Source organism: Mycobacterium sp. NGS22, assembly GCF_059813095.1.
The window spans coordinates 91,293-106,308 of record NZ_JCALDY010000006.1 but is presented as its reverse complement, the minus strand read 5'-3'; the positions used below and the strand labels follow the sequence as shown (position 1 = coordinate 106,308).

Here is a 15,016-nt window from a genome sequence, read left to right as displayed (position 1 = left end):
GCTAGGGCATCACCAGAATCTTGCAATGCCGCGACGGGTCGGACAGATCGTCGAAAGCTTCCCCGACGCGATCGAGTCCGACCTCGCCGGTGACGAGGGGGCTGACGTCGATGTCGCCCTCGGCGATGGCGCGTAGTGCGGCGGCGAATTCCTCCATGTCATAGGCCACCGAGAACTGGATGCTGATCTCCTTGGCGGTGCCGAAGAACGGATGGATGGTGTCGGGCTCCATGCAGACGCCGGCGACCACCAGACGGGTGCCCCGCCGGGCCCGCCGCAGCACGTCGCCGATGATTCCGGGCACGCCGACGGCCTCGAACACCACGGCCGCCTTGACGACGTCGAATGGGGAACCCTGCGCCGGGTCCAGGGTCTGCTGAGCACCCATCAGTGCCGCCAGTTCGCGGCGCTTCGGCGAAAAGTCTGTCGCCACAATGTTTTCGACACCGCGCACCCGGAGGGCGGCGATGATCGCGATACCGATCGGGCCGCACCCCAGCACCAGCGCCGCCTCGTCGGCCGCGATCCCGGACTTGTTCACCGCGTGCAGTCCTACCGCCATCGGTTCGGTCAACGCCGCGTGCCGCAGGTCCAGGCCGTTGGGGATGGGTAGCAGCAGCGGCGCCGACAACAGCATCCGCTCGGCATACCCGCCGAGCGTGGTGTTGCTGTACACGATCGGTTCGACGCCCTTGTCGGACAACAGAACCGGCAGCGAGGTGACCAGGGTTCCCGGCGGATGGGTCTTGGTGTCGGGACCGGATTCGAGCACTTCCGCGCTGAACTCGTGGCCCATGAAGATGTCGCGATTCAGGTCGACGTCCATCCCGCCCGCGTCACCGGCCTGACGGCTCAGCTCCAGTACCTTGCCGCCGTGCGCCGCGAAATGCAGGTCGGAGCCGCATATTCCGCAGGCTTTGACCGCGACCAGCACCTGGCCGGGTCCGGGAACCGGATCAGGCAGATCGTCGCGGTAGACCATGCGTCCGTCGCGCAGCACCGACCCGCGCATCAGTTGTCCGACCCGTCCTGCTCCGCGACGTGCTGGGTGATGGCCTGCACCACGGCCTGTCCGGCGCGGCCGATCAGCTCCTCGCGCTTGTCCCTGGCCCATTCGTGGGAGGCCCGCGGTGCTTCGAGTTGCCCCTTGAAGTGCGGAATCACCTTGCGGGCGAACAGGTCATAGGAATGGTAGGTGGCCTGCGGCGACGCCCAGTCGTGGCCGAGCAGCAGCAGCGTGCCGAAACCGCCGGAGCGTTCCAGCAGGTCCTCGATGTGGGCGATCGCATCCTCGGGCGAGCCGATACAGCAATTCCCTTTGGCCGCATAGTCTTCGACGAACTCGCGGGGCGTCTGCGCACCCTCGACCTCGTTGACCAACGGGACGAACCCGGCGGCCCCGAAATACTTGGCGAAGTCCATCAACCCGTAGGTGCAGTCCTCGATCGCCTGATCGCGGGTGTCGGCGATGTGCATGATGCTCAACACCCGCCAATCGCGGCGGTCGGGCTCTGCCCTGCCCACTTTCGCGGCCTGCTCGCGCACCACCTCCCAGGTGTTCTCCAGCGCCGCGTAGCCGCCGGGCACCGACATCGACAGCGACAGCAGCGAGGTGCCCAACGCACCGGCCAGCCGCGGACCCGACGGCGAAATCATTGCCGCCGTGGAGATCTCGGGATACGGCCAGGTGTAGGGACGGATGTGCAACTGCGCGTCGCGCAGGGTGAACCAGTCGGTGTGCCGATCGATGCGTTCCTCGGGTGCGGCGCGGAACAAAGCCAGGATGGCCTCCAGCGACTCCTGCATCATCCGCCGTTGGTCGACCGGGTCGATGCCCATCATGTAGGCGTCCGACGGCAGCGCGCCGGGTCCGGTGCCGAACATGACCCGGCCGCGGGTGAGGTGATCCAACAACACCCAGCGGTCGGCCACCATCAGCGGGTGGTGATAGGGCAGCGAGACGACACCGGTGCCCAGGCGGATGTGTCTGGTCCGCTCTGCCGCCGCCGCGATGAACACCTCCGGGCAGGCGATCAATTCGTAGCCGCCGGAATGGTGTTCGCCGAACCACGCCTCGTCGTAGCCCAGCCGATCCAGCGCGACGACCCGGTCCATGTCGTATTGCAGTGCCACCGTGGGAGATTGGCCAGTCGGATGAAAGGGCGTGATGAAGACGCCGAATCGCATTGGGGCACTCACCATTGCACTCCTTTGAGGAATTCGAGAAGCGCCGCGTTGACTTCTGCGGGCCGTTCCTGCTGAATCCAGTGTCCGGCGCCGTCGAGCATCACCTCGCGGTAGGGGCCGGTGACCACTTCCGCCGCCCGGTCGGCACGGGTGAAGCTCAGCACCGGGTCGGCGGTTCCGCCGATGAACAGGCACGGCACCGAGATGGTGGCGCCGGCGAGTTCGGGTGTGGTCTCCCAGTTGCGGTCGAAATTGCGGTACCAGTTCAAGCCGCCGGTGAAGCCGGTGCGGGTGAATTCGCCGATGTAATGGTCGAGTTCGTCCTGGGTGATCCAGCCGGGCAACCCGTCAGGCTCGGGCAGTCGTTCGACGAACCCTTCGGGTCCGGGCGCCACCATCCGCAAGCCCGCGCTGTGGTCGTCCGACAGCCGCAGCCCGGCCATCATCCGGCGAATCGTGCGGGCCGGGTCCGCGTCGAGTTCGGCGTCGGCGACGCCGGGTTCCTGGAAATGCAGGATGTAGAAGAAGTTGTCCCCGACCATGCGTCGCCACGCCTGCGTCGGCGCGACTTTCGAGCGAGGTGTCACGGGCACGCTCAGGGCGGCGACGCCGGCGACCCGGTCGGGATGCAGGAAGGGCGCGTTCCACACCACAGCGGCACCCCAGTCGTGACCCACCCAGACGGCCCGCTCGGCGCCGACGTCGTCGAGCAGGCCTGCCAGGTCGGCGGTCAACTGATGGACGTCGTAGGCCTCGATCGCCTCGGGCCGCGACGATCCGCCGTAGCCGCGCTGGTCGGGAGCCAGCACGTGATAGCCGGCGTCGGCCAGGGCCGGGATCTGGTGTCGCCACGAGTAAGCCAGCTCCGGGAACCCGTGGCACAACAGCACCACCGGTGCCCCGCGTTGCCCGGCCTCGACCACCCGCAACTGCACGCCGTTGGTATCCACTAACCGTTCGGTTGACGAGCCCACCGTCTCACCAAATCACAACAGGATCGGGCTGAGAAGGGCACTGAGGGTGCAGCTGGGTAGCTATCGTGTGGCCATGCGAGTGGATCACGTGGTGCTCTGGACGAAAGATCCCGTTGCCGCGATGGACTTCTACACCAGGGTGCTCGGATTGGAGCCGCTCCGGTTCGACGAGTACCGGGCCGGTGAGGCGCCGTTCCCGAGCGTGCGGGTGTCGCAGGACTCGATCATCGACCTGATGGCGGCCCAGGGCGCGGCGGTCACCGATGCGATGACCAAGGTCGAGGGCAGCGCCGGCCACCGCGTCAACCACGTCTGCCTGGCGATGACCAAGGACGAGTACGACGCCCTGGACCGGCGGTTGCAGGACGAGGGGATCGACACCAGCGCGCGCCTGAATCACAGTTTCGGCGCCCAGGGCTGGGCGCCGCAGGCGTATTACTTCGCCGATCCCGACGGCAATGTCGTCGAAGCGCGCTACTACGACTGACTTCTGGAGCGTCGAGCGTCCCGCCAGCGTGGCCGTCGCGACCGAGCGTCACGCTAGAGTGACGTTCGCCGGCCCGGCGATATCGACGCCATCGGGAACTTCCGCTCGTTAGCTACGCGGTAACCTGGACACTTCCAGCGTGCGTATCGGGAAGGACCTGGCCGACGCGGCCGATGATTGATGAACCGTAAAAACGTGATCCGCACACTAACGGCGATCGCCGTGTTGGTGCTGCTCGGCTGGTCGTTTTTCTACTTCAGCGACGACACCCGCGGTTACCAGCCCGTCGACACCTCGGTGGCGATGGCCCAGATCAACAGCGACAACGTCAAGAGCGCGCAGATCGACGACCGGGAACAACAGTTGCGCCTGACCCTGAAGAAGGGCAACGGCGACACCGAGAACTCCGACAAGATCATCACCAAATTCCCCACCGGTTACGGTGTCGACCTCTTCAAGGCGCTCAGCGCCAAGAACGCCAAGGTGGCCACCGTCGTCAACGAGGGCAGCCTGATCGGCGAGCTGCTGGTCTACGTGCTGCCGCTGTTGTTGCTGGTGGGCCTGTTCGTGATGTTCTCCCGCATGCAGGGCGGGGCGCGGATGGGCTTCGGCTTCGGCAAGTCGCGCGCCAAACAGATGTCCAAGGACATGCCCAAGACCACGTTCGCCGACGTCGCCGGCGTCGACGAGGCGGTCGAGGAGCTCTACGAGATCAAGGACTTCCTGCAGAACCCCAGCAGATATCAGGCCCTCGGCGCCAAGATCCCCAAGGGGGTGCTGCTCTACGGTCCGCCCGGCACCGGCAAGACCCTGCTGGCCCGCGCGGTAGCGGGAGAGGCAGGCGTCCCGTTCTTCACCATCTCCGGATCCGATTTCGTCGAGATGTTCGTCGGCGTCGGCGCCTCGCGCGTCCGGGATCTGTTCGAGCAGGCCAAACAGAACAGTCCGTGCATCATCTTCGTCGACGAGATCGACGCCGTCGGCCGCCAGCGCGGCGCCGGACTGGGCGGTGGCCACGACGAACGCGAGCAGACCCTCAACCAGCTGCTGGTCGAGATGGACGGCTTCGGCGACCGTGCCGGCGTCATCCTGATCGCGGCCACCAACCGGCCCGACATCCTCGACCCCGCCCTGCTGCGCCCCGGCCGGTTCGACCGGCAGATCCCGGTGTCCAACCCCGACCTGGCGGGCCGGCGCGCGGTGCTGCGGGTGCACTCCAAGGGCAAGCCGATCGCCGACGACGCCGACCTGGACGGGCTGGCCAAACGGACCGTCGGCATGACCGGCGCCGACCTGGCCAACGTCGTGAACGAGGCGGCGCTGTTGACCGCCCGCGAGAACGGCACCGTGATCACCGGCCCCGCGCTGGAAGAAGCCGTCGACCGGGTCATCGGCGGTCCACGCCGCAAAGGCCGCATCATCAGCGAGCACGAGAAGAAGATCACCGCCTACCACGAGGGCGGTCACACCCTGGCCGCCTGGGCGATGCCCGACATCGACCCCGTCTACAAGGTGACGATCCTGGCCCGCGGCCGCACCGGGGGGCACGCGGTCGCCGTCCCGGAAGAGGACAAGGGCCTGCGGACCCGCTCGGAGATGATCGCCCAGCTGGTGTTCGCGATGGGCGGCCGGGCCGCGGAGGAACTGGTGTTCCGCGAGCCGACCACCGGCGCCGTCTCCGACATCGAGCAGGCGACCAAGGTCGCCCGGGCGATGGTCACCGAGTACGGCATGAGCGCCCGTCTGGGAGCGGTGAAGTACGGCACCGAACACGGCGATCCGTTCCTGGGCCGGACGATGGGTTCGCAGCCGGACTATTCGCACGAGGTCGCCGGCGCCATCGACGAAGAGGTGCGCAAGCTGATCGAGGCGGCGCACACCGAGGCGTGGGAGATCCTCACCGAGTACCGCGACGTGCTGGACATCCTGGCCGGCGAGCTGCTGGAGAAGGAGACCCTGCACCGCCCCGAGCTGGAGGCGATCTTCGGCGACGTCGAAAAGCGGCCCCGGCTGACCATGTTCGACGATTTCGGTGGCCGGATCCCGTCGGACAAGCCGCCGATCAAAACTCCCGGCGAGTTGGCGATCGAGCGCGGCGAGCCGTGGCCGCAGCCGGTTCCCGAGCCGGCGTTCAAGGCGGCCATCGCCCGCGCCAGCAAGGCCGCCGAGGAGGCCGGCGCCGAAGCGCAGGGAAACGGCGACAAGGCCGCCAACGGTGCGCCCGGCCCCACCCAGCCCGACTACGGCGCGCCGGCCGGCTGGCACGCGCCCGGGTGGCCGCCCAAATCGCCCAATCGTCCGCAGCCAGCACCCAGTTATCCCAGCCCGGATACCAAGACGGATCCCGACGAGTCCGATCGGCACGAGCAAGACGTGACCCGGTCCAACCCGCCGGCCCACGGCTGAATAACGGAGGCTTCGATGACGCAGCTGGATTCCAGAACAGACCGGGTGCGGGAGTTCGACCAATCCCGAGCCGAGGCCGCCGTCCGCGAGCTGCTGTTCGCAATCGGTGAGGACCCGGACCGAAACGGCTTGCGGGACACCCCAGCTCGCGTCGTCCGGGCCTACCGGGAGATCTTCGCCGGCCTCTACACCGATCCGGGCTCGGTGCTCAACGCCATGTTCGACGAAGACCATGACGAACTGGTGATCGTCAAGGAGATACCGATGTACTCCACCTGCGAACACCATCTGGTGTCCTTTCACGGTGTGGCCCATGTCGGCTACATCCCCGGGGAGGACGGGCGCGTCACCGGTCTGTCGAAGATCGCCCGGCTGGTCGATCTGTACGCCAAGCGTCCGCAGGTCCAGGAACGGCTCACCAGCCAGATCGCCGACGCCCTGGTGCGCAAGCTGGATCCGCGCGGCGTGATCGTGGTCGTCGAGGCCGAGCACCTGTGCATGGCGATGCGCGGCGTGCGCAAGCCGGGCGCGATCACCACGACGTCGGCGGTGCGGGGTCAGTTCAAGACCGACGCCGCCTCTCGAGCCGAGGCGCTCGATCTCATTCTGCGCAAGTGAATTCGGCGCCGGTGCAGGTGATGGGGGTGCTCAACGTCACCGATGACTCGTTCTCCGACGGTGGCCGCTACCTCGAGGTCGGTGGCGCCGTGGAGCACGGTCTGGCGCTGGCCGCTCAAGGCGCGGAGATCGTCGACGTCGGCGGCGAGTCGACGCGCCCCGGCGCCACGCGCGTGGCACCGGACGTCGAGGCCCACCGCGTCGTCCCCGTGGTCAAAGAGCTTGCCGCGCAAGGCATCACGGTCAGTATCGATACCATGCACGCGCAGGTCGCCCGGGTGGCGCTGGAGAACGGCGCTCAGCTCGTCAACGACGTGTCCGGCGGGCGGGCCGACCCGGCGATGGCGCCCCTGCTGGCCGAGGCGAAGGTGCCGTGGGTGTTGATGCACTGGCGGCCCGTGTCGGCGCAACATCCGCATCAGGTCCCGGACTACCGGGACGTGGTGGCCGACGTGCGCGCAGACCTGCTGTCCAGCGTCGACGACGCGGTGGCCGCCGGCGTCGACCCGGGCAAGCTGGTGATCGACCCCGGACTGGGATTCGCCAAGACCGGACAACACAATTGGGCGCTGCTGCACGGTTTGTCGGAGTTGGTCGCCACCGGGGTGCCGGTGCTGGTCGGGGCCTCCCGCAAGCGTTTCCTCGGGACGCTGCTGGCCGGCCCCGACGGCGTCCCCCGCCCGCCGGACGGCCGCGAGACGGCGACCGCGGTGATCTCGGCGCTGGCCGCCCTGCACGGGGCGTGGGGTGTCCGGGTGCACGACGTGCGCGCTTCGGTCGACGCGCTCAAGGTGGTCGCGGCCTGGCAGGGGGTGTCCGATGGCTGATCGAATCGAGTTGCGCGGCTTGCGGATTCGTGGTCATCACGGTGTGTTCGAACATGAGCGGCGCGAGGGCCAGGACTTCGTCGTCGACATCACCGTGTGGATCGACCTCGCTCGCGCCGCGGCCAGCGACGAACTGACCGACACCTACGACTACAGCGTGCTGGCCCAGTTGGCCGCCGACGTGGTCGGCGGAACCGCCCGGAACCTGATCGAAACCGTCGGGGCGCAGATCGCCGAGGAAGTGATCACCGACGAGCGCGTGCATGCCGTGGAGGTGACCGTGCACAAGCCGCAGGCGCCCATCGCGCAGAGTTTCGACGACGTGGCGGTGGTGACCCGGCGGTCGCGCCGCGGCGGTCGAGGTTCGGTGATCCCGGTCTGATGTCGCGCGTGGTGCTCTCGATCGGATCCAACCTGGGCGACCGGCTGGCCCGGCTGCAGTCGGTGGTGGACGGACTCGGCGACGCGCCCGGATCGACGCTGGTGGCGGTGTCTCCGGTCTACGAAGCCGATCCGTGGGGCGGGGTGGACCAGGGCCCGTTCCTCAACGCGGTGGTGATCGCCGACGATCCGGGCCGCGATGCGTACGGCTGGCTACGCCACGCGCAAGAACTCGAGCACGCCGCCGGACGGGTACGCGAACTGCGCTGGGGGCCACGCACTCTCGACGTCGACCTGATCACCTGCTACGACGGCCCGAGCGAAGTGCTGAGCAGTCGGAGCGAGTTGACGTTGCCCCACCCGCATGCGCATCTGCGGGCGTTCGTGTTGATCCCCTGGCTGGATGTCGATCCCGAAGCCGAGCTGACGCTCGCCGGCGGGCCGCAGCCCGTCGCGAAGCTGCTCGCGGAACTCGAACCCGCCGACCGGGCCGGTGTGCGACCGACGTCGTTGACGCTGGAACGCTGATGGGACCCACCCGCAAACGTGACCTGAGCATCCTGGTGCTCGGTGCCGCCGTGGTGGGTTACCTGCTTATCAACGCGCTGTACCGGTGGTTCCCCCCGATCACGTTGTGGACGGGCATCTCGCTGCTGGTGGTGGCGTTCGCCGAATGGCGATGGGGCCGCTTCGTGCGCACCAAGATCGACGACGGCGAGATCGGGGACGGACCCGGCCGGCTGCATCCGCTGGCGGTGGCGCGCAGCGTGGTGGTGGCCAAGGCGTCGGCGTGGGTGGGTGCGCTGGTGCTGGGTTGGTGGCTGGGGGTACTGGTCTATTTTCTGCCGCGAATGTCGTGGATGCGGGCGGCCGCCGAGGACACCGCCGGTGCCGTGGTGGCCGCCGTCAGCGCGCTGGCCCTGATCGTCGCGGCGCTGTGGTTGCAACATTGCTGCAAGTCCCCACCGCAGGATCCGGCCGAGCACGGCGAGGGAGCCGAGACCTAGCCGCGCGGCAACTCGGCGCGAGAATCGCCGGACTGGCGCGACACGCCAAGTGACCTCGCCCGGTACAGTCAGGGGCCATGACCGTTCTGTCCCGCGGCGCCCGGGTCCGGCGCGGCGGCCGCAGGCCGGGGTGGGTGCTCTTGACGACGTTGCTGGTGCTGGCCATCGGGGCCAGTTCCGCACTGGTTTTCACCGATCGCGTGGAACTTCTCAAGCTAGCTGTGATCCTGGCGCTGTGGGCCGCTGTCGCCGGCGCTTTCGTGTCGGTGCTGTACCGCCGGCAGGCTGAGGCGGACCAGGCCAGAGCCCGGGACATGAAACTCGTGTACGACCTTCAGTTGGATCGGGAGATATCGGCGCGCCGGGAGTACGAGCTGACGGTGGAGTCGCAGCTGCGCCGCGAACTGGCTGCCGAGATCCACGCGCAGGCCGCCGACGAAATCGCGGCGCTGCGGGCCGAACTGGCCTCGTTGCGCACCAACCTGGAGATCCTGTTCGACACCGACCTCGAGCAGCGACCCGCGCTGGAAACCCTGGGCCGAGACGGCGCCCGGGCCTTGACCGATCGAGCCCCCAACGGCGCCCAACACGGTGACCTCCCGCCGGCCGACTGGGTGACCAGCGACCGCGTCACCGCAGTGCGACGGGACGAGCGGATCGCCCGCACCGACGACACGGCGATCATCGACGTGCCCGAGGAACCGCTCCTGCCGCCGCGTCCTGAGCCGGCGCGCGAGTATGCGCCCCCGGCGCCGCCCCCACCTCCCGAGCCGTTCCTCGGGCCGCGGCACCGGCCCCCTCCACCAGCACAGCCGCAGCCGCAACCCGCTCCACCAGCACAACAGCCGCAGCCGTGGCAACCGGTCGCGGCGGAAGGCCAGTGGTTGCCGCCCGGCGCGCCCGGCAGCAACTGGGTGTCCCCCGAAGAACCCGCTGCCCCCGCGTCGTCGGGCGGGCGCCGGCGACGCCGGGACGATGCTGAGGACGCGGCGCCACCGGTGGCCCAGGTCGACGAGCCGCCCCAGTACGGGGGTCGCCGGTCGCGGTCGCGCCACTCCGAGGAATATCGCGAGTTCGGTGTGGGTAGTTTCGCGCGTCCGGCCGAAAGCGCTGTCGAGGAGATCCCGTCGGCTCCCCCCGAGCAACCCGAACCCCCCGCGCCGGCGCCTCGGCATCGCAGCGCCGAGGAGGAAAACGAGCAACCTGCTGAAGCCGAGCGGCACGCCGCCGGGCAGACGGTGGCCGACCTGATGGCGCGGCTACAGGTCCAGCCCGGCGGGGGCGGACGGCGTCGTCGCCGCGAGGGATGAACTGGGGTCCCGCCGGTGGATCGACTACAGTCTTAGTGACCGTCCGGTACCCGCGCCGCGGGACTGGAACGAACGAATAACTCTGTGAGGTCGTCTGCGATGGGGCAGTTCGACGGTTTGCGCCCGGCCAGGCTCAAGGTGGGAATCATCTCCGCCGGCCGGGTGGGCACCGCGCTGGGGGTCGCGCTGGAGCGCGCCGACCACGTCGTGGTCGCGTGCAGCGCCATCTCCCACGCCTCGCTGCAGCGGGCGCAGCGACGATTGCCCGATACCCGGGTGCTGCCGCCACCGGACGTCGCTGCCAACGCTGAGCTGCTGTTATTGGCGGTCCCCGACAGCGAGTTGCCCGGTCTGGTATCCGGCTTGGCCGCTACGTCGGCGGTGCGGCCCGGGACGATGGTGGCGCACACCTCCGGAGCCAACGGCGTGGCGATCCTGGCGCCGCTGACCGCGCAAGGTTGCATACCGCTGGCCATCCACCCGGCGATGACGTTCACCGGCTCCGACGAGGACATCGTCCGGTTGCCCGACACCTGTTTCGGTATCACCGCAGCCGACGAGGTGGGTTATGCCATCGGTCAGTCGCTGGTGCTGGAAATGGGTGGCGAGCCGTTCGCTGTGCCCGAGGACGCACGTGTTCTTTATCACGCCGCGCTGGCCCACGCCGCCAACCACTTGGTGACGGTACTGGCCGACGCGCTCGAGGCATTGCGGGCCGCGGTGCGAGGCGACGAACTGCTCGGCGCGGAACGCGTCGACGACCAGCCGGGCGGCATCGCCGAACGCATCGTCGGGCCATTGGCGCGCGCGGCGCTGGAGAACACCCTGCAGCGCGGGCAGGCGGCGCTCACCGGGCCCGTCGCCCGCGGTGATGCCGCCGCCGTAGCCGGGCATCTGCGGGCATTGGAAGCCGCGGATCCGCAACTGGCGCAGGCCTATCGGGTGAATGCGCTGCGGACCGCGCAGCGCGCCCATGCCCCTGCGGCCGTTGTCGAGGTGTTGGCGCGATGAGGTCCAAGAAGGCGCCGACGTTCGACCGAGGCCAACTCAACGTCTACGAAACACCGCGGGACGTCTCCGATGTCACCCGCGCGCTGCGGCACACCGGGCGACGAATCATGTTGGTGCCGACCATGGGAGCGCTGCACGACGGTCACCTGACCCTGGTGCGCGCCGCCAAGCGGGTGCCGGGTTCGGTGGTCGCGGTGTCGATCTTCGTCAACCCGTTGCAGTTCGGCGCCAACGAAGACCTCGACGCCTACCCCCGCACCCTCGATCAGGACGTCGCGCTGTTGCAGACCGAGGGTGTGGAAGTCGTGTTCGCGCCGAACGCGACGGCGATGTACCCCGACGGCATGCGCACCACGGTGCAGCCCGGCCCGCTCGCCGCCGAGCTCGAAGGCGCCGCGCGGCCAACGCATTTCGCCGGGATGTTGACCGTCGTGCTGAAACTGCTGCAGATCGTGCGCCCGGATCGCGTCTTCTTCGGCGAGAAGGACTACCAGCAACTGGTACTGGTCCGGCAGATGGTCGCCGACCTCAACGTCGACGTGCAGGTGGTCGGCGTGCCTACCGTGCGGGAGGCCGACGGCCTGGCGATGTCGTCGCGCAACCGTTACCTGGACCCGGCGCAACGTGAACTGGCCGTGGCACTTTCGGCGGCGCTGACGGCCGGCGCCCACGCCGCCGGCGACGGTGTGCAGGCTGCCCTGGAGGCGGCGCGCGCCGTTCTGGACGCGACGCCGGGCCTGGTCGTCGACTACCTGCAGCTGCGCGACACCGAACTGGGTCCGGTGCCCACCGGCGGATCCGGACGCCTGCTGGTCGCCGCGCGGCTCGGCGCCACCCGACTACTTGACAACGTCGCAATCCAAATCGGTCATCCCGCCGGCACCCCCGGGTCGGACGGGCACACCCAATCACATTGGAGGAACTGATGTTACGGACAATGCTGAAGTCGAAGATCCACCGCGCCACCGTCACCCAGGCCGACCTGCACTACGTGGGATCGGTGACCATCGACGCCGACCTGATGGACGCCGCGGACCTGCTCGAGGGCGAACAGGTCACCATCGTCGACATCGACAACGGCGCCCGGCTGGTGACCTATGCGATCACCGGCGAACGCGGTAGCGGCGTCATCGGAATCAACGGCGCCGCAGCACATCTCGTGCATCCGGGCGACCTGGTCATCCTGATCGCCTACGGCACCATGGAGGACGCCGAGGCGCGCGCCTACCAACCGCGGATCGTGTTCGTCGACGCGGCGAACAAGCAGATCGACCTCGGCCACGACCCGGCCTTCGTGCCCGACGGCGTGGACGAACTGCTCGACCCGCGGATCGGTGTGCGATAACCGTGCTGCTGGCGATCGACGTCCGCAACACCCACACCGTCGTCGGCCTGCTGTCCGGCGCGAAGGAACACGCGAAAGTCGTGCAGCAGTGGCGGATTCGCACTGAGTCCGAAGTCACCGCGGATGAACTCGCGCTCACCATCGACGGCCTGGTCGGTGAGGACGCCGAGCGACTCACCGGTGCCGCGGCGCTGTCCACCGTTCCCTCGGTCTTGCACGAGGTGCGGATCATGCTCGAGCAGTACTGGCCGTCGGTGCCGCACGTGCTGATCGAGCCCGGGGTCCGCACCGGGATCCCGTTGTTGGTCGACAATCCCAAGGAAGTGGGTGCCGACCGAATCGTCAACTGCCTGGCGGCATTCAGCAAGTTCGGCAAAGCCGCGATCGTCGTCGACTTCGGCTCCTCGATCTGCGTGGACGTGGTGTCGGCCAAGGGCGAGTTCCTCGGGGGCGCCATCGCGCCCGGCGTGCAGGTCTCCTCGGACGCGGCCGCGGCGCGCTCGGCGGCGCTGCGGCGGGTAGAACTGGCCCGGCCCCGGTCGGTGATCGGCAAGAACACCGTGGAATGCATGCAGTCCGGCGCGGTGTTCGGTTTCGCGGGACTGGTCGACGGACTGGTCGGCCGGATCCGCGACGATGTCAAGGGTTTCTCCGCCGACGACGACGTCGCCGTGGTCGCCACCGGCCACACCGCGCCGCTGCTGCTCCCCGAACTGCACACCGTCGAGCACTACGACCAGCACCTGACCCTGGACGGACTGCGGCTGGTCTTCGAACGCAACCGGGATGCCCAGCGCGGCCGGCTGAAGTCCGCACGCTGAAGCGAACGACGGCGCGAGTTCATTTAAGCTGGCACGTCGTGAGTTCCCCCGATCAAGACGCCGCCGCGGACCTTCCCGAACAATTCCGGATTCGTCGGGACAAGCGGGCTCGGCTGTTGGCCGACGGGCACGACCCCTATCCGGTGGCGATTGATCGCACGCACACGCTTGCCGAGATCCGGGCCGCCTACCCCGACCTGCCCACCGACACCGCGACCGAGGACGTCGTCGGTGTCGCCGGGCGTGTGGTGTTCGCGCGCAACACCGGAAAACTGTGCTTCGCGACGCTCCAAGACGGCGACGGAACCCAGCTGCAGGCGATGGTCAGCCTGGACAAGGTCGGACAGGCCTCGCTGGATGCCTGGAAGGCTGACGTGGACCTGGGCGACATCGTGTACGTGCACGGCACGGTGATCAGTTCACGGCGCGGCGAATTGTCGGTGCTGGCCGATTCCTGGCGGATGGCCGCCAAGTCACTGCGGCCGTTGCCCGTCGCGCACAAAGAGATGAGCGAGGAGGCGCGGGTCCGGCAGCGCTACGTCGACCTGATCGTGCGCCCGCAAGCGCGCGACGTGGCCCGGCAGCGGATCGCGGTCATCCGCGCGATCAGGAATGCGCTGGAACGCCGCGGGTTCCTCGAAGTCGAAACGCCGATCTTGCAGACGTTGGCCGGGGGCGCGGCGGCGCGGCCCTTCGTCACCCATTCCAATGCGCTCGACATCGATCTTTACTTGCGGATCGCTCCGGAACTGTTCCTCAAGCGCTGCATCGTCGGCGGTTTTGACAAGGTCTTCGAACTAAATCGAGTGTTCCGAAACGAAGGAACCGATTCCACCCATTCGCCGGAATTCTCAATGCTGGAGACCTACCAGACCTACGGCACCTATGACGATTCGGCGGTCGTCACTAGGGAACTTATTCAAGAGGTGGCCGACGAGGCGATCGGCACCAGAGAACTTCCGATGCCAGATGGCAGCGTGTACAACATCGACGGAGAATGGGCAACTCTTGAGATGTATTTCTCACTCTCCGACGCACTCGGGGAAGAGATCACACCCGATACTTCGGTTGGCAGTCTGCGTGCGATCGCGGCTCGGCTAGACGTGGAGATTCCCGACGACCGGGGTTTTGGGCACGGCAAACTCGTCGAAGAACTTTGGGAACACGCGGTCGGCAAGAGCTTGACCGCACCCACATTTGTCAGGGATTTCCCCGTCGAGACCACACCTTTGACCCGCCAGCACCGCAGTATTGCCGGGGTCACCGAGAAGTGGGACTTATACCTGCACGGCGTCGAGCTGGCCACCGGTTACTCGGAATTGAACGACCCGGTGGTGCAGCGGGAGAGATTCGCTGATCAAGCGCGTGCGGCGGCCGCCGGCGACGACGAGGCGATGCTTCTCGACGAGGATTTTCTCGCCGCTCTGGAGTTCGGTATGCCCCCTTGCACCGGAACGGGAATGGGTATCGATCGGTTGTTGATGTGTTTGACCGGGCTGTCAATTAGGGAGACCGTTTTGTTCCCGATTGTTCGGCCGCACTCCAACTGAACTGGCGGAGTTGTGCCGGATTGAGTATTTGAGGTTCTTATGGCAGATTAGTTCCGGGGAGTCTATCCGAACTGGATCTGTAACAGCACACG

General features: G+C 67.9%; 16 protein-coding genes. 13 read left to right on the top strand and 3 right to left on the bottom strand.

Annotated elements, in window-relative coordinates; all coding sequences use genetic code 11:
- Window position 1: 1 nt before the first annotated feature.
- Genes AC5Y47_RS07455 through AC5Y47_RS07445 form a run of 3 tightly spaced genes read right to left on the bottom strand, consistent with a single transcriptional unit; the run spans window position 2 to window position 3,161 of the window.
- Window positions 2-1,012: a zinc-binding dehydrogenase gene (locus AC5Y47_RS07455; protein ID WP_499943274.1), complete on the bottom strand. Its 1,011-nt coding sequence runs from the start codon at window positions 1,010-1,012 to the stop codon at window positions 2-4.
- Window positions 1,012-2,199, bottom strand: a complete 1,188-nt coding sequence (locus tag AC5Y47_RS07450) for an LLM class flavin-dependent oxidoreductase (protein WP_499943273.1) — start codon at window positions 2,197-2,199, stop codon at window positions 1,012-1,014. The genes AC5Y47_RS07455 and AC5Y47_RS07450 overlap by 1 nt, the downstream gene beginning before the upstream one ends.
- A complete protein-coding gene (locus AC5Y47_RS07445) occupies window positions 2,196-3,161 on the bottom strand; it encodes an alpha/beta fold hydrolase (protein WP_499943272.1) in 966 nt (321 codons plus the stop codon). The genes AC5Y47_RS07450 and AC5Y47_RS07445 overlap by 4 nt, the downstream gene beginning before the upstream one ends.
- A gap of 73 nt (window positions 3,162-3,234) precedes the next feature.
- On the opposite strand from AC5Y47_RS07445, the gene AC5Y47_RS07440 reads away from it, so the two are divergent.
- The 13 genes from AC5Y47_RS07440 (at window position 3,235) to lysS (ending at window position 14,924) form a co-directional block, all read left to right on the top strand.
- Complete coding sequence (locus AC5Y47_RS07440; protein WP_499943271.1) at window positions 3,235-3,648, top strand: VOC family protein; 414 nt, start codon at window positions 3,235-3,237, stop codon at window positions 3,646-3,648.
- Between the two features lie 180 nt (window positions 3,649-3,828).
- The gene (gene ftsH / locus AC5Y47_RS07435; protein WP_499943270.1) at window positions 3,829-6,054 is read left to right on the top strand and encodes an ATP-dependent zinc metalloprotease FtsH; all 2,226 of its coding nucleotides are present in this window, start codon (window positions 3,829-3,831) and stop codon (window positions 6,052-6,054) included.
- Between the two features lie 15 nt (window positions 6,055-6,069).
- Entirely contained in the window at window positions 6,070-6,672 is a 603-nt protein-coding gene (gene folE / locus AC5Y47_RS07430) for a GTP cyclohydrolase I FolE (RefSeq protein ID WP_499943269.1), read from the top strand.
- Window positions 6,669-7,499 carry a dihydropteroate synthase gene (gene folP, locus AC5Y47_RS07425; protein ID WP_499943268.1) on the top strand — a complete coding sequence of 277 codons (831 nt, stop codon included), beginning with the start codon at window positions 6,669-6,671 and terminating at the stop codon, window positions 7,497-7,499. The genes folE and folP overlap by 4 nt, the downstream gene beginning before the upstream one ends.
- Window positions 7,492-7,881 (top strand): dihydroneopterin aldolase, encoded by a 390-nt coding sequence (gene folB, locus AC5Y47_RS07420; RefSeq protein ID WP_499943267.1) that lies wholly within the window; start codon window positions 7,492-7,494, stop codon window positions 7,879-7,881. The genes folP and folB overlap by 8 nt, the downstream gene beginning before the upstream one ends.
- Window positions 7,881-8,408 carry a 2-amino-4-hydroxy-6-hydroxymethyldihydropteridine diphosphokinase gene (folK, locus tag AC5Y47_RS07415; RefSeq protein ID WP_499943266.1) on the top strand — a complete coding sequence of 176 codons (528 nt, stop codon included), beginning with the start codon at window positions 7,881-7,883 and terminating at the stop codon, window positions 8,406-8,408. Before folB ends, folK begins: the two co-directional genes overlap by 1 nt.
- Window positions 8,408-8,887: a DUF3180 domain-containing protein gene (locus tag AC5Y47_RS07410; protein ID WP_499943265.1), complete on the top strand. Its 480-nt coding sequence runs from the start codon at window positions 8,408-8,410 to the stop codon at window positions 8,885-8,887. The genes folK and AC5Y47_RS07410 overlap by 1 nt, the downstream gene beginning before the upstream one ends.
- 77 nt (window positions 8,888-8,964) lie before the next feature.
- Window positions 8,965-10,197: a DUF6779 domain-containing protein gene (locus AC5Y47_RS07405; protein WP_499943264.1), complete on the top strand. Its 1,233-nt coding sequence runs from the start codon at window positions 8,965-8,967 to the stop codon at window positions 10,195-10,197.
- A 99-nt stretch (window positions 10,198-10,296) separates the two neighbouring features.
- The gene (locus AC5Y47_RS07400) at window positions 10,297-11,208 is read left to right on the top strand and encodes a Rossmann-like and DUF2520 domain-containing protein (RefSeq protein WP_499943263.1); all 912 of its coding nucleotides are present in this window, start codon (window positions 10,297-10,299) and stop codon (window positions 11,206-11,208) included.
- Entirely contained in the window at window positions 11,205-12,134 is a 930-nt protein-coding gene (gene panC / locus AC5Y47_RS07395; RefSeq protein ID WP_499943262.1) for a pantoate--beta-alanine ligase, read from the top strand. The genes AC5Y47_RS07400 and panC overlap by 4 nt, the downstream gene beginning before the upstream one ends.
- Complete coding sequence (gene panD, locus AC5Y47_RS07390) at window positions 12,134-12,553, top strand: aspartate 1-decarboxylase (RefSeq protein WP_499943261.1); 420 nt, start codon at window positions 12,134-12,136, stop codon at window positions 12,551-12,553. The genes panC and panD overlap by 1 nt, the downstream gene beginning before the upstream one ends.
- A gap of 2 nt (window positions 12,554-12,555) precedes the next feature.
- Entirely contained in the window at window positions 12,556-13,374 is an 819-nt protein-coding gene (locus AC5Y47_RS07385; protein WP_499943260.1) for a type III pantothenate kinase, read from the top strand.
- 38 nt (window positions 13,375-13,412) lie between these two features.
- The gene (gene lysS, locus AC5Y47_RS07380; protein ID WP_499943259.1) at window positions 13,413-14,924 is read left to right on the top strand and encodes a lysine--tRNA ligase; all 1,512 of its coding nucleotides are present in this window, start codon (window positions 13,413-13,415) and stop codon (window positions 14,922-14,924) included.
- Window positions 14,925-15,016 lie beyond the last annotated feature (92 nt).

Coding starts and splice junctions, on each gene's coding strand:
- AC5Y47_RS07440 (WP_499943271.1), top strand. CDS start 3,235: ATGCGAGTGGATCACGTGGTGCTCTGGACGAAAGATCCCGTTGCCGCG.
- ftsH (WP_499943270.1), top strand. CDS start 3,829: ATGAACCGTAAAAACGTGATCCGCACACTAACGGCGATCGCCGTGTTG.
- panC (WP_499943262.1), top strand. CDS start 11,205: ATGAGGTCCAAGAAGGCGCCGACGTTCGACCGAGGCCAACTCAACGTC.
- AC5Y47_RS07455 (WP_499943274.1), bottom strand. CDS start 1,012: ATGCGCGGGTCGGTGCTGCGCGACGGACGCATGGTCTACCGCGACGAT.
- folB (WP_499943267.1), top strand. CDS start 7,492: ATGGCTGATCGAATCGAGTTGCGCGGCTTGCGGATTCGTGGTCATCAC.
- panD (WP_499943261.1), top strand. CDS start 12,134: ATGTTACGGACAATGCTGAAGTCGAAGATCCACCGCGCCACCGTCACC.
- folE (WP_499943269.1), top strand. CDS start 6,070: ATGACGCAGCTGGATTCCAGAACAGACCGGGTGCGGGAGTTCGACCAA.
- AC5Y47_RS07400 (WP_499943263.1), top strand. CDS start 10,297: ATGGGGCAGTTCGACGGTTTGCGCCCGGCCAGGCTCAAGGTGGGAATC.
- AC5Y47_RS07405 (WP_499943264.1), top strand. CDS start 8,965: ATGACCGTTCTGTCCCGCGGCGCCCGGGTCCGGCGCGGCGGCCGCAGG.
- folK (WP_499943266.1), top strand. CDS start 7,881: ATGTCGCGCGTGGTGCTCTCGATCGGATCCAACCTGGGCGACCGGCTG.
- AC5Y47_RS07410 (WP_499943265.1), top strand. CDS start 8,408: ATGGGACCCACCCGCAAACGTGACCTGAGCATCCTGGTGCTCGGTGCC.